The sequence below is a fragment of the Nostoc sp. CHAB 5836 genome, assembly GCF_020829445.1.
Lineage (GTDB): Bacteria > Cyanobacteriota > Cyanobacteriia > Cyanobacteriales > Nostocaceae > Nostoc.
Genome location: NZ_JAIVFV010000028.1, coordinates 39,965 through 57,633, shown reverse-complemented (window position 1 = coordinate 57,633; position 17,669 = coordinate 39,965). Strand labels below are relative to the sequence as shown.

General features: G+C 42.3%; 13 protein-coding genes and 2 pseudogenes. 5 read left to right on the top strand and 10 right to left on the bottom strand.

All coding sequences use genetic code 11. From position 1 onward, the window contains the following. Positions 1 to 637, top strand: a pseudogene (locus tag LC605_RS08585) (PBS lyase); the annotation flags it as partial. A 467-nt stretch (positions 638 to 1,104) separates the two neighbouring features. Here the strand turns inward: LC605_RS08585 and LC605_RS08580 are convergent. Both LC605_RS08580 and LC605_RS08575 read right to left on the bottom strand, forming a co-directional pair. Beyond that, positions 1,105 to 2,709, bottom strand: coding sequence for a 2-isopropylmalate synthase (locus LC605_RS08580; protein WP_229547143.1), 1,605 nt, complete (start codon positions 2,707 to 2,709; stop codon positions 1,105 to 1,107). A gap of 95 nt (positions 2,710 to 2,804) precedes the next feature. Next, positions 2,805 to 3,326, bottom strand: a complete 522-nt coding sequence (locus LC605_RS08575) for an NYN domain-containing protein (RefSeq protein WP_041565194.1) — start codon at positions 3,324 to 3,326, stop codon at positions 2,805 to 2,807. Positions 3,327 to 4,810: 1,484 nt separating this feature from the next. On the opposite strand from LC605_RS08575, the gene LC605_RS08570 reads away from it, so the two are divergent. Then, on the top strand, positions 4,811 to 7,144 hold the full coding sequence (locus LC605_RS08570) for a CHASE2 domain-containing serine/threonine-protein kinase (RefSeq protein ID WP_229547142.1): 2,334 nt from the start codon (positions 4,811 to 4,813) through the stop codon (positions 7,142 to 7,144). A gap of 49 nt (positions 7,145 to 7,193) precedes the next feature. Continuing rightward, positions 7,194 to 7,916 (top strand): annotated as a pseudogene (locus LC605_RS08565) (IS630 family transposase); the annotation flags it as partial. Positions 7,917 to 8,182: 266 nt separating this feature from the next. On the opposite strand, the gene LC605_RS08560 reads toward LC605_RS08565, so the two are convergent. Next, a complete protein-coding gene (locus LC605_RS08560; protein WP_229547141.1) occupies positions 8,183 to 8,518 on the bottom strand; it encodes a hypothetical protein in 336 nt (111 codons plus the stop codon). A 71-nt stretch (positions 8,519 to 8,589) separates the two neighbouring features. Here LC605_RS08560 and LC605_RS08555 point away from each other — a divergent pair, with 71 nt between their 5' ends. Further along, positions 8,590 to 8,787, top strand: coding sequence for a hypothetical protein (locus tag LC605_RS08555; RefSeq protein ID WP_229547140.1), 198 nt, complete (start codon positions 8,590 to 8,592; stop codon positions 8,785 to 8,787). A 244-nt stretch (positions 8,788 to 9,031) separates the two neighbouring features. Here the strand turns inward: LC605_RS08555 and LC605_RS08550 are convergent, their stop codons facing one another. Both LC605_RS08550 and LC605_RS08545 read right to left on the bottom strand, forming a co-directional pair. After that, on the bottom strand, positions 9,032 to 9,277 hold the full coding sequence (locus tag LC605_RS08550) for a DUF2442 domain-containing protein (protein ID WP_229547139.1): 246 nt from the start codon (positions 9,275 to 9,277) through the stop codon (positions 9,032 to 9,034). After that, a complete protein-coding gene (locus LC605_RS08545; RefSeq protein ID WP_229547138.1) occupies positions 9,270 to 9,527 on the bottom strand; it encodes a DUF4160 domain-containing protein in 258 nt (85 codons plus the stop codon). The genes LC605_RS08550 and LC605_RS08545 overlap by 8 nt, the downstream gene beginning before the upstream one ends. A gap of 133 nt (positions 9,528 to 9,660) precedes the next feature. Between LC605_RS08545 and LC605_RS08540 the strand changes: the two genes are divergently transcribed. Further along, positions 9,661 to 10,014: a hypothetical protein gene (locus tag LC605_RS08540; RefSeq protein WP_229547137.1), complete on the top strand. Its 354-nt coding sequence runs from the start codon at positions 9,661 to 9,663 to the stop codon at positions 10,012 to 10,014. 53 nt (positions 10,015 to 10,067) lie between these two features. On the opposite strand, the gene LC605_RS08535 is transcribed toward LC605_RS08540, so the two are convergent. The 5 genes from LC605_RS08535 to LC605_RS08515 form a co-directional block, all read right to left on the bottom strand. After that, positions 10,068 to 10,799 carry a hypothetical protein gene (locus LC605_RS08535; protein ID WP_229547136.1) on the bottom strand — a complete coding sequence of 244 codons (732 nt, stop codon included), beginning with the start codon at positions 10,797 to 10,799 and terminating at the stop codon, positions 10,068 to 10,070. Between the two features lie 182 nt (positions 10,800 to 10,981). Beyond that, on the bottom strand, positions 10,982 to 11,758 hold the full coding sequence (locus LC605_RS08530; protein WP_229547135.1) for a hypothetical protein: 777 nt from the start codon (positions 11,756 to 11,758) through the stop codon (positions 10,982 to 10,984). Between the two features lie 123 nt (positions 11,759 to 11,881). Continuing rightward, positions 11,882 to 13,507: a tetratricopeptide repeat protein gene (locus LC605_RS08525; protein WP_229547134.1), complete on the bottom strand. Its 1,626-nt coding sequence runs from the start codon at positions 13,505 to 13,507 to the stop codon at positions 11,882 to 11,884. Further along, entirely contained in the window at positions 13,447 to 14,289 is an 843-nt protein-coding gene (locus LC605_RS08520) for an RNA polymerase sigma factor (protein ID WP_229547133.1), read from the bottom strand. Before LC605_RS08520 ends, LC605_RS08525 begins: the two co-directional genes overlap by 61 nt. 1,095 nt (positions 14,290 to 15,384) lie before the next feature. Then, complete coding sequence (locus LC605_RS08515) at positions 15,385 to 17,664, bottom strand: response regulator (protein ID WP_229547132.1); 2,280 nt, start codon at positions 17,662 to 17,664, stop codon at positions 15,385 to 15,387. Between the last annotated feature and the right edge of the window lie 5 nt (positions 17,665 to 17,669).

The following is a 17,669-nucleotide window of genomic DNA, read 5'->3' as shown; positions in this document are numbered from 1 at the left end:
CTTGCTGGCTAAACTATATGCTGAACAGTTAATCGCCAGTAAAGACGTTGCATCTAATATTTCTGCCCTACCAGAGAATATTCCTAATTTGATGCTGGGTTATATCAATGAACTCAATCGTGATGTTACAGACAATCAATTTGATGACCGCACTGTTCATCAAATTGCCAAAACCATTGCTTGGGAATGCTTGCAGCAAAGTTATCAACCAGGAACCGCCAAGCGTGTCGATGCTATTGCTGCATTAGCAGCTTTGGGTATTGATGACCCCGAAGCACATCTCGATTATCTGGAAAAACGCCTGCACCTGATTCAAACTATTGGTTCTGCCAAAGACAGAATCCGTTTTTGTCTTGACCCTTTAGCTGAGTATCTTGCAGGTTGGTATTTAATCGAATTGTATGGCAATAACGATGGTAAATGGCGATCGCATTTTTTCAAAAAGGCAGACGATTTAGTTAAAACAGGCGCACCAGATGCCATCAAAGGTTTGTTGTTGGCAGTGCGAGATTGCTACTTATCTGAGGTTCAAGGTAGCAAAGAAACGGACTTTGTACCCCAGAAGTTGGGCAAACTGGCTGGGTTTACATCTTCAGTCAATACATCAGCTACTACTGTGCAGACAGTAATACCATGAACGGCATTTTTCAACCGGAACCCCACCCCGCAAAAGCTGCGCTTTAGCTCCCCTCCCGAAGAGCGGGGAGGGGTTGGGGGTGGGGTTCTTTTAGCTCAATTAAGAAGATTCGTAGGTTGGGTTGAACGTAGTGAAACCCAACAAAGAGAAATAGGACTTACGCAAAATAATGAAAAAACGAACCGCATAGACGCGGAGCGGCTTCCCGCAGGGTAGGGCGCAAACGCGAGTGCGTCTCGTAAGAGTTGGACACAAAGGAATAAGAGTTTCAGAGAGTTATTGCGTAAGTCCTAAGAAAGAAAATGTTGGGTTTTGTTCCTCAACCCAACCTACCCCTCGTGACAATTTCCATATGATTTCCAACAAATTTTCAGAACGAACGCTTAACTCCTCCCCAAAGTTGGGAAGGAGTTTTTTAGTATCAGCTAAAAACAGATACGGTGCTTTTACTATGGGTGAGTTGACTCTCAGACTTTCTGTGCAGTTACTTCCTCTGGCTTTTGTTGAGTTTGCAAAGATGCGTACAACCTATTTAACGCATTTACATAAGCTTGCGCGGATGCCACGATGATATCTGTGTTCGCTGCATGACCAGAAAACACTTTAGATTCATAACGTAAACGAATCGTCACTTCTCCAATAGCATCAATACCGGCTGTTACTGACTGCACAGAAAACTCAATCAACTGATTGGGCACATTCACCACCCGGTTGATGGCTTTATAAACTGCATCTACTGGCCCCGTACCGATCGCCGCATCGGTTAATTCTTCACCGTCTGGGGTACGCAAGGTAACTGTAGCAGTAGGACGGGCGTTACTACCACAGGAAACTTGCACCAATTCTACTCGGAACAAATCGGGTGCTTGTTGGATTTCATCGTTAACGATCGCTTCCAAATCCCAATCAGAAATTTCTTTCTTTTTATCTGCTACTTCTTTGAATCTGACGAATGCTTTATTTAATTCTGTATCCGACAGTTCAAAGCCCAATTCTTTCAACCGAGTCCGGAAAGCATTTCTACCGGAATGTTTGCCCAAAACTATTTGATTGTCTGTTAAGCCAATCAATTGGGCATCCATAATTTCATAAGTGAGTTTGTTTTTTAACACCCCATCTTGGTGAATCCCAGACTCATGGGCAAAGGCGTTGGCCCCCACGATCGCTTTATTTGGTTGGACTAACATTCCCGTCAAATTAGAAACTAAGCGTGAGGTTTTGTAAATTTGTCGGGTGTCGATATTTGTCAGAGATTCTTGAGATTCTTCTGGTCTTCCCAAATAAGGGTTAAAATACTGCCGCCGCACGTGCAACGCCATTACCAATTCTTCTAGGGATGCATTTCCAGCGCGTTCGCCAATGCCATTGATGGTACATTCTAGTTGCCGTGCGCCATTTTTGACGGCTTCTAAGAAGTTAGCAACTGCCAAGCCTAAATCATTATGACCGTGAACGGAAATAATCGCTTGGTCGATGTTGGGAACATTGTCGATAATGCCCTTAATTATCGCTCCAAACTCGCTAGGGGTTGTGTAACCCACAGTATCAGGAATGTTAACTGTTGTTGCACCAGCTGCGATCGCTCGCTCTAACACTTGGTACAGAAATTCTGGATCCGTACGGGCCGCATCCATCGGCGAAAATTCTACATCTGTCATGAAGGACTTGGCATAAGCTACCATTTCTTCGGCGATCGCTAACACTTCTGCCCGTGACTTCCGCAACTGATATTCTAAATGAATATCAGAAGTCGAAATAAATGTGTGAATTCTACCCTTAACTGCTGGTTTTAAGGCTTCAGCCGCCGCTTCAATATCTGCTTTAATGGCTCTTGCCAAACTACAAACTACCGGCCCATTTTCTGTGCCGACAATTTCAGCAATCTTCTTGACTGCTTCAAAATCTCCCGGACTAGCAAAGGCAAAGCCTGCCTCAATTACATCTACACCCAAACGGGCTAATTGCTTGGCGATAACTAGCTTTTCGTCTATATTTAAAGTCGCTCCCGGACATTGCTCTCCATCTCGCAATGTCGTATCAAAAATGATGATTCGATCTGTTTTGTTTGTCATCTGCCGTTTGTTGTTTAATGTTTACTTATGGCGTAATATATCTTCAACCTTAGTTTTTCTTTTACTCTTACCTTTGTAAATAATTGCTAAGGCTACTAACCTTCGGTTTTTTCTATTTGATCTCTGATATCATTTAAATCTATATATCTATCAGTAGCATTCCGTAGCTCTCTCGCGATCATTCCTTCTGTTGATACTACCGTAATATGTGTATTTTTGGATCGTAATAGCTCGATTGCTCTTTCAAAATCTCCATCGCCACTGAATAATACTACTCGGTCATACTGGTCTACTGTATTAAACATATCTACAACAATTTCAATATCTAAATTCGCTTTCTGCGAGTAACGACCGGAGGTATCATCATAATATTCTTTAAGAATTTTAGTTCTAACTGTATATCCTAGACTAATTAGAGCATCTCTAAAACCTCGCTGATCTTGTGGGTCTTTTAAGCCAGTGTACCAGAAGGCATTAATTAATGTTGTTTCTGATTGCTCATGTTTGAAATATTCTAAGACTCGTCGTGGGTCAAAAAACCAGCCATTTTTTTGTTGAGCATAGAACATATTGTTTCCATCTACAAAAATAGACAGACGATTCATTGGAGAACCCATACAAATTTACACCTAATAATATAAATGAATTTAGATGGAACAATAGATTATAGCAATTTTCAAATGCCTTGTTTGCTAATATCTATAAAGCAACTCTTCATCTATAGCTTTTATCCTACCTCTTTCAATGCATAAAAATGGCTGCAACATTGGAGTAGAGATACTGGGTGCTAAACCTTATTCACCTCCAGCACTGCAAGAGCCGCTCTGTGATCAAAATCTACCAATAAAATTGACTGAGTAACAGCATTCATAGCTGTATAACACTAAAGTTTACTCCTAAAGAGGTATAGCATAGGCTTAAGAGGATGTTTGAAAAGTCCTCTTCTTGGTAGCAAAACGTTCTAGATCCCCCTAAATCCCCCGGAAAATTGGGGGACTTTAATTCTTCCCCCTTTTTAAGGGGGGTTAGGGGGGATCTAAAAGTGCCTAAAATCAGAGCTAACCACTTTTCAAACATCCTCTAAGGCAGGATATGAGTTAATGCCTATCTATAAGTTTTGCTGTGAGTATAAGGATACCCTTTGTGGGAAGTACCAATATTGCACCAGAGACAGAAGACGGACTTGGGACAGCCTCCAGTAAAGCACCTCGTTAATAGCGTACTTATTGGTTAGGTTAAGGGACTTGCAAAAAATAAATTATCTCAAATTGCTTGTATATTTATAAGGTATCTAAGTCTTGCGCCCCTACGATAGGATGTTTTTTTAACTGGAAGTCCCTCAACTAAAATCTCGCCACAACCAAATGTACAGGTAGAATATAGCAGTCCTAAATCATTTTAGGACTTACGCAATAACTCTCTGAAACTCCTATTTCTTGGCGTACTTGGCGTACTTGGCGGTTCGTTTTTTCATGATTTTGCGTAAGTCCTATCATTTGTGAAAATTTCAAATTATTGCGACCCCCATCTAAACCTCCGGGGTACTCCCGCCACATTGGTACTCCAATTGTGAGAGTTGTCACGTACTCCCCCCGATGCCTTGGGGGGGCCAGGGTGGTTTCATACAAACAGAGAAAAACTGAAACTAGCTTTCAAAGCCTCTCGACCCTTGTCTGACGACAGGCTGACGCCAACGGGGAGAGGTTTGGAGAGGGGTCAAAATCTATGGTTCTACATGAAAAATCAAGACTTATGTATTTTTCTTTTTTCGTATGAAACCACCCTGCCCGATGCCTTGGGGGGGGGACAGCATTAGCCAGGGGGGTGAATTTTCTTACAACTACTGCAAAAATTGCTATATATCAGGCTCTGATTTGTGAGACAATTACTACTTATAACTCACTCAACACAAAAAAATAAGTTAGGTGGTGCTTTAGTATGAATCTCTTGGGGCTAGCTCTGCCAATAAAAGTTTGTTGAGGAATCAAAGATACTTTACAAATGTATAAGATCGTCATTTAAGTCTTATTTCAAGGTGCTTACACTAAAACGTGGTCTGAATAAATAAAAGTGTGGGAATTAAATAAATCAGTAAGACGACATGGCAGAAGAACCTACATCTACTTTAACTAAAAACTATCTCTCCACTGCCAATAGACTGTCAAGTAAACCGACAAAAGTAACTTCGACAGGATCAGCTCGTCAATCCAAGTGGATGCTTCGCTTAGGTCATCTGCTTGCTGGCGCTTCGGCAATCGGGGCAGCACTGCTGAGTGCTTCTGGTGGGGAATTAGTTCAATTGCTCGAAAATCAGGCACTTTCTAGCTTTTTTCAACTGCGTGGGCCGATTGTGCCTCCAGAAGAAATTGTCATTTTAGCAATAGATGATCAGTCAATATCAGTTCCCAAAGAGTACTATAAAACAGATCCGAAACAGTATGCCTACCTAAAAACACTGAAATCTTTTCCTTATCAACGTGCTGCATACGCACAAGTAATTACAAAATTAATCCAAGCAGGTGCCCGCTCGGTAGCTATTGGCGTTGTTTTTGATACTCCAAGTGCTTATGGAGTTACGGACGATCGCCAACTTCAAGCAGTCTTGCAAAAATATGGTAGCAAAGTTACCTTAGCAGCCACCTACGAAAATTCAGAGACGCATCAAGGGTCTTTTATGCAACTGGCAGACCCACAATCGATGTTTCGTAGCGGGTCAGTGTCCATTGGCTCAGTTAATTTCCCTGTGGAGGTGGATGGTAAAATTCATCGATTGGCAAGTGAGTTTTCTAACTTGTTAAGTGAAGATGGTTCCATCGAGAAGCCACCGTCTTTTGATGAAGCAACACTGAGGGCAGCACAAGTAAATTATCCCCCACCAAAGGGCGATCGCATTTATTTTTGGGGGCCTGCGGGTACATTTGAGCAAATACCCTTTTGGCACATACTCGAACCGGAAAATTGGAACACCTATTTGCACCAGGGAAAGGTCTTTAAAGACAAGATAGTGCTGATTGGTTCAACATATAAGTTACACAATGATTATCATCCAGTAGCTGCTAGCAAAACCACTGAACCGATGTCGGGCGTGGAAATTCACGCCAATGCGATCGCCACTTTGATGACAGGTAAAGCCATCGCCCCAGGAATTACCAATCCACCATTGCAGGGTTTGTTTGTGCTAATTCTAGTTGGCAATGCAGCCTTAATAATTAGCAGACGCAAGCGTAGTATCAATAGATTTCTCTATAGCCTCGCCTTATCTGGCACTTGGGTAGGAATTAGCTATGGGTTATTTATCTATGGTCAGTTGATTTTTCCCACTACTATACCAATGATTGCGATCGCTTTGACCGGACTTTGCTACCTGGGAACCTCATTAGTCAGAGAAAGCATCATCAAACGCCAATTATTAGACATTTTTCGCAAGTATAAAACTTCCCCCGTTGTTCAAGAGATTTTCAGCCAACAAGATGGCTTGGAAGACCTAATCCAGCAACGAGATTTAGCCTTATCAGGAAAAATCTTGGCTCAACGCTACAAAATTGTCAAAGTTCTCGGTTTTGGTGGATTTAGCGAAACCTACATAGCCGAAGATACTCAACGTCCTGGTAGTCCGCGATGTGTTGTCAAACAATTAAAACCAGCCAACACTAAACCAGAAGGATTGCAACTTGCCAGACGTTTATTTAACTCAGAGGCGCAAACGCTACAAAAATTGGGAACACACGACCAAATTCCTCAACTTTTAGCGTATTTTGAAGAAGATGAAGAATTTTATTTAGTGCAAGAACAGATAATTGGTCATCCTTTAAATCAGGAACTCCCAGTAGGCAGAGCAATTGAAGAAATTGCAGTGATCAAAATTGTCAAGGACTTATTGCAAACATTAACATTTGTCCATAAAAACAACGTGATTCACCGGGATATTAAACCCAGTAATATCATCCGGCGACATTCAGACGGGAAACTAGTATTGATTGACTTTGGAGCCGTCAAAGAAGTCAGCACAAAACAGCTTGATCATCAAGAGCAAATCCCCTTCACCATTGGCATTGGTACTCAGGGTTACGCACCAAGCGAGCAATGTTTTGGGCGTCCACACTACAGTAGCGATATCTATGCAGTCGGCATGGTTGGGATTAAAGCCTTGACTGGTGTACCACCCCGTGAGCTAGATAGAAATGCTGATGGGGAAGTAAAATGGAGCGATCGGGCGCAAGTGAGCCACTCCCTAGCTAAGATTCTCAGTAAAATGGTATTGGATGACTTCAAACAACGATATCAGTCTGCATCAGAGGCGCTTGAGGATCTTCAAGCCTTTGATCATATTGTAAATTTCCAAAGCAGATATCTCATGCCACAAGATGACTTATTAATGAATACTTTAGACGAATTAGGCGCTCCCACAAAATCTTGCTCACGAGAACAAGATTGATAATTCAAATTACGAATTACGAACTTGTACTGAACGACAACTGTAACAGTCGATTTAAATCAAAGCAGAGTTCTCAATTGAAGAGATTACAGGTATAAAACGCAGTCCAACTCAAGTGAGAATATTCTTAAAGTCAATAGGAATGCAGCGATTGAAAGTAGGCTTCATACCTGGTAAAGCAGACCTAGAGGTTCAAGATAACTTTAAAAAAGAACTTCTACCCAGGCTAGACGAGGCGAAACAAGGTAAGAGATCTGTTTTCTTTGTTGATGCTTCTCACTTTGTGATGGGAGCATTTCTGGGGTGGGTTTGGTGTTTTCAACGAATATTTATTAAATCACCTTCCGGTCGAAAAAGATTTAATGTTCTGGGAGCATTAAATGCTATCACTCACAAAATTATTACTGTGACAAATGACACTTATATTAATTCTGAAAGTATTTGCGAACTTCTATATAAACTAGCAGTGCTAAAATTGAGTATACCTATAACTATAGTTTGTGATAATGCCAAATACCAAAAATGTAAATTAGTGCAAAATTTGGCAAATACTTTAGGAATAGAATTATTATATCTACCTGATTATTCTCCGAATTTTAATCTGATAGAACGATTATGGAAATTAGTCAAAAAGCATTGCTTATACTCCAAGTATTATCCAGATTTCCCCTCATTTAAAACAAGCATTTATAATTTCCTAGAAACAGCTAATCAAACACATTCAAAAGAAATGAAATCCTTACTTAACGTGAGTTCGACAAGTCTTATTTGACCTCTCCCCCAACCCCTCTCCGACACGGAGAGGGGAGCAAAAAGCTGAATTTTTCGTTGCTCCTCCCTTTCCGTTTCCCAGAGGGAGGCTGGGAGGGAGAGGTTCATCGAACTCACGTTTACTTACTCTCCATTTTCAGACTTTTGATAAAACTCAGATTACTACCGTTTAAAGTAATGAAACCTAACCCCCAGCCCCTTCCCTTGTAGGGAAGGGGAGAAAATCAAAGCCTCTATCATAGTAGGGGAGAGGAATGGAAGTGAAGTCTATTTGTGGTTCAAATACATGAAAACTACTGTAAAAGCCCTCAATTCCTGACATCCCTCACAAGCCGCTTCCCACGATCGCTTACTAGCCCCAACATCCCCCAGTACTTGGTAACTCTCCCCCAGCCAAACCAACCCAGGTACTGATTGCAGATAACCCCCTGCTGGTGAAATATGCCATCCTTTCTCCAACGCCTCCACCGCTTCTTGATGTTTACCAGCTAAGGCTAAAACCCGTCTATGACGAAACCAAGCATTAGCTAACTGGGGCTGTAGTTTTGTCCCCTGTTCCGAAACCTGACACCCTCGTTCAAACTCTTTAAAGTGTTCTACCAAAACCCGTCCCGCGATCGCCCCTCTCCCAACAAGAAAGCGATCACTCTCCCCAATCTCCTATAAAAAAAGCGATGTCTACGACGGGCTATTCGGCGTCGCCCTTCTCCCTACACAAAAGCGATCACACTCCCGACAAAAAAGCGATCGCCATCTTCCGACAAAAAGGTGATCGCACTTCTCCCTACACAAAAGCGATCACACTCCCGACAAAAAAGCGATCGCCATCTTCCGACAAAAAAGCGATCGCTTCTAGAATTTGTTCGTGTTGACTGGTTGAATACATGATAATAAGTATATGTTTTTGTAGTTTAGCGAATAAGAGTGCGATCGCCTAGGATGAGCTACACCTATGCACTCCTCCAAATCAAAAGCGATGTCTACGACGGGCTATGACGCTCGTTGCGCGGCATCGTCTCCCTTTGGGAGAAGACTCGCTTTGCGCGTCGCTTACGGCGTCGCCCTTCTCTCTACAAAATGTGCGATCTGCTTGCAGCAGCGCTTTGCTATCGCACTTTAGGCTGTCTTGGCGATCTCTGCTAGTTTGATTAGTCCTTGAGTTGTCAAATCTTCGTCAATGGCGTACCAATGAATACCATAACCAGATGGAGAAATCCGATACATTTTCCGCTCGATATCTGTGGCTTGAGCAAGTCGCTTAGATGCTTGGACAATTGGGATTTGATAAGTTTTACCATCTACTGATAGAGTCATCAACTCTCCATTAAAGTCAATGTTTGATACACTGCATTGCTTATCCATTTTGTTGATTCCTAAATGTTTGCCATTCATCTACTATTTCATCAAAGTTTTGCAAGATGATCTTCTTGACTTCTCGCGTACCTCGTGATGACATTCCATAGGAATAAGCCTGACGAATTTCGTATAGATCGATGTCTAGCCAATATTTACATTCACTGTCTCCTTTCTGCACATGAATATGAATCGGCTCATTTCCTTCGTCTGAATAAAAGAAAAATCGCCATCCCCTTATATATAGAACTGTTGGCATTTGCTTTCATTGCACTGTATTTTAACATATTGTCTCAATACTAAAATTAGTGTAACTAAGCGATCGCACTAAAGCCAGCGTTTTTGCGATCACACTGTGTGGAAATTTTTCAATCACTGGTGTAGCGCATATTTTGTCAGCGATCGCCTATGATGAGCTACACCTATGCACTCCTCCAAATAAGAGTGTGATCGCACTTCTCCCTACACAAAAGCGATCGCCCTTCTCCCTACACAAAAGCGATCGCCTTTCTCCCTACAAAAAGGCGATCGCCCTTCTCCCTACACAAAAGCGATCGCCCTTCTCCCTACACAAAAGCGATCGCCTTTCTCCCTACAAAAAAGCGATCGCCTTTCTCCCTACACAAAAGCGATCGCCCATCTCCCCACAAAAAAGCGATCGCCCTTATAAATCCCCAAAACGATCACCTTTCCCACATTCCCCCAAACGATCGCCTACCCGCATTTGGGAGGCAATCGCCCTGTAGCCGGGTATCTGAATCTTAATTTCGGGAGATGTCTAATTGATATTATACGCTCCTCAGCTTTGAGGCTGGATAGGCGGAGTAGAAGCTTTCTTGATCCAATCCGTTACATTGACAAACCCTAATGGCAAAAATTGTGCCCCATTATCTTCAAAGTAATATGCTCCGCTGATCGTCACTGTGGCAATAGTAATATTTCCTGAAAGCTTATAAGTGGGATTGAGTCTATTGATAGTACTCGTATTTCGACGACAGAAATAGGAAATAATAAAATTAGATTGCGTAAATAACAATAACAAATTCCCTCCTGTAGCTTGTAAATTCTGGGTAATGATATGTAGTGTTTTGGGAGTATCTTCAAAGTCCCCATCCAACCATTCCTTAAGACCGTATTCATCGTTTTGTCTTGATGTGGGAACATTAGCAATTAAATAAACCCCAGACAATAAAGAGTGAACAGAATTATATTCTGTTTTACTATCAGATATACCGCTACTATATCCTCTGATGAAAGGAGCGCCATTGTACGAGTTCAAGTAATTTTGAAAATTATTTGGCGAAGTTATATCCCATTCTGCCGTTCTTTGGAGAAAGCTTGCAATGGTAGACATAACATTGGCTGGGCTGTGTACAAAGTTGTGAAGAAAAGTTTGATATTCAGGATTTCCTTGGGGAGGAACGGGGGGCTGAAGTTCTTTAGTTTGCTCCAACACAATTGATTTGTCAGTCCCGATGAGGCTAGTAATGACCAGAAACTTGCTGTCAGGATTTGAAAGTGTGTGTACCATGTTTTTTTGCTCCAGGTATATGCTAAAAAAGGTCTCAATACTGCTCGGTTAAGGAAAGAAAGTAGGCTCAAACCCTTGAAATATCGTTGTCTATAATGCCTAAAAGAGGCTTAACCGAGCAGTATTGAAAAAGGTCTGACATTTGAACATCAGACCATGATAATATAAGTCAACAACTCAGATTAAGAAAGACATAATGCCCTGGATCCATCGCTCTTTGTTGGGGTTTTCATATTGTTAAGCCAATCTTCCGTACTCGTTTTCTTTTGCTGATCAAAAATTGGTTTAATGTCATTCCAAGAAGCTTGAGATAGTTGATATACAGCTCTTAATAGATAGTAGGAAGACTCAAAAGTGATGACTCCTTTATTGTTCGTGGTATAGATTTCAAACACACTGCTGTACAAGTGGAATTCCACTCCGCTAGGGTTGGTCTGCAATAAGTTTTGTGCAAAATTGGAAAGTCTTTGCTGTTGATTAGACCAAGAAAGTGCTGCGTTCACCAAATTTGTTACCGAATCCTCAACTTGTTTTTTATCATTGTCTGCAATACCGACAAAAGCACCTACGAAAGAGTTAACTAATACACTGGCATCAGTGCTTCTTTGATGGACCTCTGTAGTGCTTGCATTGATTAGACTCAAAAAAGGTGCATCTGCGATATTTTGTGTAAATTGGAGAAAATGCTGCTTGTTGCCAGTGCCTTGTGGATCTAGAGGATTATAGTTGGCACGGGTTCTGGAGAGATCGGCAATAGTCTGCATTCCCTCAAAAATACTTCCTGGTGCCGGTCCTGGAGTAGCAGCATCGTCTGCTTTTTTAACATAATCCCCAACCCCCAATGCATTCGCGGGTGCCATAACCTGTGCAGCCCCGACAGACTGAACACTCATACCTGGAATAAATGGTTGCTTCATGAATTCCAACCATTCTTTTGGTGTGACTTTGCTTCCTTGCATAATTTTCCTTTAATTAATTTCTTTGTGTTCAGGGTTTTTCTCCCCACATTCTTTAGACGTTCCCCAACCCCAATTTCGGAATTTTTCGACTTACAGGCAAATTTCCTCTCCAAAAATCCGCCCTCAACTCTCAGAGCCCTTCCGCTTCTTACCTTTTAGCCGTTGCAAAGTCTTCTCAACTTCCCCACGAGCCGGATACAACAACTCCTGACTCAAAGCACTTTCATAAGCCTTTATCGCCCCCAACCTATCCCCCAACCCCACCAAGGCTCTCCCTAACCAGTAATCAGCCGCAGCCGGGTTAAAAGCCCTCAATTCCTGACTTCCCTCGCAAGCGGCTTCCCACGATCGCTTACTAGCCCCAACATCCCCCAGTACTTGGTAACTCTCCCCCAGCCAAACCAACCCAGGTACTGATTGCAGATAACCCCCTGCTGGTGAAATATGCCATCCTTTTTCCAACGCCTCCACCGCTTCTTGATGTTTACCAGCTAAGGCTAAAACCCGTCTATGACGAAACCAAGCATTAGCTAACTGGGGCTGTAGTTTTGTCCCCTGTTCCGAAACCTGACACCCTCGTTCAATCTCCTGAAAGCATTCCACTAAGACTCGTCCCGCAGTAGCCCAAACACTCCAACGTTCAGGAAACCGCTTCAACATCTCTTCCACTATGGAAGCAAGACCTCTTACTCCCCTCTCCTGCGAGGAGAGGGGTAGGGGGAGAGGTTCAAGCGGTAAAACCTCACACAACCCCCGACAAATTTCACAATCATCGGGATACAGATGATAAGCTTTCTCCATCATCTCAGCCGCCTTCTGATATTCCCCCGTGTCAAACAAGCACCGTCCATAGTAATACCAACCATAAGGATGATGTGGGTGTTCTGCGGTAAACTCTGCTAACACCTCCACACCTTGCGCCCAATCCCCACGGAGAATGTGATAATATGCCAGCGATTTGTGAGCCTCAGCCCCATGAGGAGCCTGTCGCAATGCAAAGGTAATCAAACTTTTAGTCAGCTTCCCCTCTTTACCAGATACCAATCTCATCTGACAACGCTGATCAATTTGTCGTTGCAGTACCCGCAAATCATGTCCAGCTAAGGCTATAACCCTGTTCAACCGCTCTCTACCTGCTTGAATATCCCCCACCGCCATCAATGCGTCATAGCTGTGAATCAACGCCACAACATCATCTGGGTTGATTGACAAAACCTGCTCCAAGGCACTAAGAGTACCAAAAGGATTTTCTGCCTTCTGATGCACCTGTGCCAAAGCCAGCCAGTGAACTACTTTGTCAGGTTCTAAAGCAGCTGCTAAATTAAAAGCGATAATTGCCTTCTGACTCTTACCTCTGCAAACTGCAATCAATCCATTTATATGATTCTGAGTCCCTTCATTGTGAGACAACAATAAGGCTTTTTCATATATTTCTATAGCCTCTTGTTCTAGTCCCATCAGCTGCAAAATTTTCCCCAGTTGCAGCCGCACATCAATTAATTGAGGTTGTCGTGAAATCACTTGACGATATTCTGCAACTGCTTGTTGCCAGTTTCCCATCTCGTAAAGCAAATCAGCCAGTTCTAATCTTTTTTTCCATCCTTGGGGATATTTCTGAATATACTTACTTAACGTGACGAGTTTCTGTTGTTGTCTAGCTGGTTTTTCTTCTACAACCAAGTGAGCATTCATCTCCAGCCCAGAGAATTGGGTGAACTGTACCAAGAAAGTGGCAAGGTTTCCAGACATATTACGGTTACTTTATAGTTAATTTGTTCGTGCTTGTTTTTTGTTGGTATTGGTGATTCCCAATGACAAATCACTGCACCACACTGGGCTTTCGATGCCCTGAGATCGTCGAAGGGTCGAAGTGTTTCATCAGATTGAAACTCTTCCACTATCGGAATTACCTTTTTTAAGGATGATGAGAGGGAATTTAGAGAAGTATTATCTTCCCCTGCAAGATACTTCTTTAACTGCTTTTGCAGAATCCTTCGCGCCTCTTGAATTCGTTTGCGAACGTTATTTTCAGAGAGGGCGAGTTGTTTGGCGACATCTTGATAGGATTTATCTTGGCAGCAGTGTAAAATAAAAGGATGGCGCAGTCTGTCAGCTAATGATTCAATTTGGTGGCAGAGATATGCTTGCATCTCCAAATTCAAAATATTGGATTCAGGAAAATCTCCCCTAGAAGCAAATGCTGGATAATCTGCAAATTTAATATCATCAATGTTTTCAATTCTTCTGGCTTCTCGTTTGCGTTTTCGATGCACATCCATGCAGAAGTTATAAATAAGTCGAGTTAACCACGCTTTAGGATATGTAATTTTATCTGCATATTTTGTCCATTCATTCCAGGCTTTGAGCATTGCCTGATTTAGTGCATCTTCGGCATCATGAGAATTACCTAGCATCCAGTTTAGGCAACATTTGTAAAAATCATCTTGTTCTGATTCCCATAATTGCCAAAAATCTCGACAATTATTTGGAGATGGAGCTTTGAATTGGCTTGTTGTTAGCAATGCATTCATGATTCTTGTCCTTGATTAGTAGAACAAAATTTCTTGTTATGGGTTGGCTTGTATCTCTGACTTACTATTAGATATCTGGTGAAATTAAGTATGCGTTACCCAGAACCCTTGTAGAGACGTAGCAGTGCTACGTCTCTACATTTTTTTTTCACCAGATGTCTATTGATTATTTAAAACCCATACCAACAGTTTCCCCAGTAACGCACCATATCTCCAGGTGCGTTACGCGCTGCTTTAACGCACCCTACAATTTATAGCGGTTCTCAATTGCATGGAATACAGACCTAACCCCCAGCCCCTTCCCTTCTAGCGTTGGGGAGTAAGATTCAAAGCCTCTCTCCTCTTAGGAGAGAGGTTTGGAGAGAGGTCAAAACTGTACTCCACCCAAGCGAGAACCGCTATAAGGTTTACTTTCTAAATGGTCTCTTACGCAAGTGTCACAAAAAATAAAAGCTTTTAGTTTGTAGTAAGGGCTACCCTACGGGAACGCTCCGCGAACAGCCCTGATTTTAAGGACTAAAGTCCTCTCTTCTCTTCTTAGGCTGCACTTCGACTACGCTCAGTGACCACGCCAACGAGACGCACTCGCGAACACTACAAACTCCAAATAATATGCCAGTTGCGTAAGTCCTGTGATCTACTGATATTGTGTATCCCACATTCCGCACCCAAGGGTGTCACACACCATAATCACTGAAATTTTTCTTGTTTTTTAGCTAGAAATTATGCTTTCAAAGCATTCTTTATTAGCTATATTTCCTTCTAAAAAACAGTAAGAACGGATTGTGACAATTGAGAGTGCGGAATGTCGGTTTACCTTTTCCCAAAACCCGATTCTGAGTTAAAAGTGCTTAACTGAGAAGTATTGCATCCCAAACACCTTTCTCTTGGCGAATAAAGTTATCTCTACCGTCACTGCTAAAATCAAAAGGCATTAATTTTCCCCTTTTTGACGAGAAGATTCAATTTCGTTTTTTCTCAGCAATTATTGCAATTATTCTTTGCAAGGATGAAATCAACCCTCAAAGAATATACCTTTGGGCGTGTATCTGCTGCTTAATAAGCTTATGATTAAAAATGGAAAATGACAATATTTTACGATAATACCTTTTGTAAAGAAAGCAATAATTCGTTGACAGTATAGGGCTTCGACAAAAATGTATTGACACCAATAGCAGCTACTGCACTGAGCTTGTTGTCAGACATAAGTCCACTGCTGGCAATAATTCTGACTTGGGGGTTGATTTTTCGCAAAGTACGGATGGCAGTTAAACCATCCAGCGAGGGCAGCATCATATCCATTAGTACAGCACTAATTTTGTCCCTATTTTTAGCGTATAGCGCGATCGCCTCAATGCCATCACTAGCAATTAGGGTTTTATAGTTGTGAGTTTCTAGCGATGTTCTCGCAATCTCTTGAATGGCAGTTTCATCGTCCACAACCAAAATCAATTCTCCATGTCCTGTCTGTGATGGCAAATCTTCTGGGCTGAATGTTTCCATTCCCTCCACTGCTGGTAAGTAAACCTTAAAGCTAGTGCCACTTCCCGGTTCGCTATACACGTTGACAAAACCTCTGTGGCTTTTAATTATTCCCAGTACGGTAGAAAGTCCTAAACCAGTGCCTTGTCCCACGTCTTTTGTGGTAAAGAATGGCTCGAAAATTCTATCTAAAATTTCTCTAGGAATCCCAATTCCACTATCGCTGACAGTAATCACTGTGTAAGGCCCCTCTTTGGCTTCCAGGTTCATACGGGCATAATTTTCGTCAATCAATAGATTTTCCGCAGACATACTCAAAGTACCGCCATTGGGCATAGCATCACGGGCGTTAACGCAGAGATTCATCAGCACTTGATGTAGTTGGGTGCTATCTCCAGAAACCATCCACAAATCCTTCGGTACATCAGTGCTGATTTCTATAGATTTGGGAAATGTCTCTTTCAGAATCTTGGCAACTTCCACAATCAAATGCTTGGGTTGCAAAGTGATGCGCTTTCCTTCCACACCCCGCGCAAAGGACAGCACTTGTTTGACTAAATCAGCGCCCCGTCTAGCGTTGATTTCTAGAATCTCTAGTAGATGACGAGTTCGCTCATCTGCATCGGGAAATTTGAGCGGTAGCAGTTGCGCTCCTGCCAAAATCGGTGTCAGGATATTGTTGAGGTCGTGAGCAATGCCACTAGCTAAAGTGCCAATACTTTCCAGCCGTTGAGCGCGAAACAATTGGGCTTCTAGAAGTTTTTTCTCAGTAATATCTGTGTCAACGGTGAGAATCGATTTGGGTTTCCCTTGTTCGTCGTACACCAGACTCCAGCGACTAGCAACGAGGATTTCCTTGCCCTGCTTGGTAAGTTTAGTTAATTCACCCTGCCACTTACCTTTACTAATAGCTTGCAATAGAGCCGCTTCGATTTCTGGTGAAGGTTCGTCAAACAAAAGCTCAGTAGCATTTTTGCCCCAAGCTTCTGTGGCTCGCCAGCCGTAAAGTGTTTCTGCTCCTTTGTTCCAGAAGATAATTTGATTCTTTAAATCTCGCACACAAATGGCATCTGTGGTGACATCTAGTAATGCTGCTTGTTCACGGATTTTTTCTTCTGCCAATTTGCGATCGCGCAGCGCTGCTTGCTGTTCGCTAATATCTATACTGGCGCAAGTCACGCCGATAACTTCTTGTGACTCATTTCGCAATGGTTCGACAGTTAAATCGTAATATCGAGTCGTATGTTTTATTGTAATTGATACTTGCTTTCGCGTTCCTATGCCGGTGGTTAGCACCCCATGTTTAATAGTGATTAGACGTTGAGCATCTTCAACTGGGATAATATTCAAGTCTTGTTTCCCCAACATTTCCTCAACTGTCAATCCATAGGGGGGATTGTAAACCCAGGTGTAACGTAACTCCCTATCTTGGTTGTAGACGAAGATGGGAGAGTTTTTCAGAGCAACCCGAAATCGTTCTTCACTCTGGCGCAGTGCGTTGTCTGCTCGTTGACGTTCGATGGCATAACGCATTGAACGCACCAGCAAGTCACCAGTTACTTGCCCTTTCACTAAATAATCCTGCGCTCCTTGCTGCATTGCCCTAATTGCCAGGGTTTCATCGTCTATACCTGTCAGCACAATTATCGGAGTTGCTTTTGACTGTTGGTGAGCGATGACAAAGGTTTCTAGTCCCTGGCTATCTGGTAGCGAGAGGTCTAACAGAACTACATCAAAAACTTCCTTTGCTAGGTAGTTGAGTGCTTCATCAAGCCGCTCAACGGGAATCAAATCAACTACAATTGTAGTAACTTCCTTTAAAAACTCATGTAATAAAAAGACATCACCAGGGTTATCTTCTACTAGCAAGACTTTAATATTTTTACCTGCCATTTCCA

What these genes read in the sequence shown, in the direction of transcription:
- LC605_RS08550 (WP_229547139.1), bottom strand. Translation starts at nt 9,277, where the DNA reads ATGGATAAGCAATGCAGTGTATCAAACATTGACTTTAATGGAGAGTTG.
- LC605_RS08575 (WP_041565194.1), bottom strand. Translation starts at nt 3,326, where the DNA reads ATGGGTTCTCCAATGAATCGTCTGTCTATTTTTGTAGATGGAAACAAT.
- LC605_RS08545 (WP_229547138.1), bottom strand. Translation starts at nt 9,527, where the DNA reads ATGCCAACAGTTCTATATATAAGGGGATGGCGATTTTTCTTTTATTCA.
- LC605_RS08525 (WP_229547134.1), bottom strand. Translation starts at nt 13,507, where the DNA reads ATGTCTGGAAACCTTGCCACTTTCTTGGTACAGTTCACCCAATTCTCT.
- LC605_RS08580 (WP_229547143.1), bottom strand. Translation starts at nt 2,709, where the DNA reads ATGACAAACAAAACAGATCGAATCATCATTTTTGATACGACATTGCGA.
- LC605_RS08530 (WP_229547135.1), bottom strand. Translation starts at nt 11,758, where the DNA reads ATGCAAGGAAGCAAAGTCACACCAAAAGAATGGTTGGAATTCATGAAG.
- LC605_RS08570 (WP_229547142.1), top strand. Translation starts at nt 4,811, where the DNA reads ATGGCAGAAGAACCTACATCTACTTTAACTAAAAACTATCTCTCCACT.
- LC605_RS08535 (WP_229547136.1), bottom strand. Translation starts at nt 10,799, where the DNA reads ATGGTACACACACTTTCAAATCCTGACAGCAAGTTTCTGGTCATTACT.
- LC605_RS08520 (WP_229547133.1), bottom strand. Translation starts at nt 14,289, where the DNA reads ATGAATGCATTGCTAACAACAAGCCAATTCAAAGCTCCATCTCCAAAT.
- LC605_RS08515 (WP_229547132.1), bottom strand. Translation starts at nt 17,664, where the DNA reads ATGGCAGGTAAAAATATTAAAGTCTTGCTAGTAGAAGATAACCCTGGT.
- LC605_RS08555 (WP_229547140.1), top strand. Translation starts at nt 8,590, where the DNA reads ATGTCTACGACGGGCTATTCGGCGTCGCCCTTCTCCCTACACAAAAGC.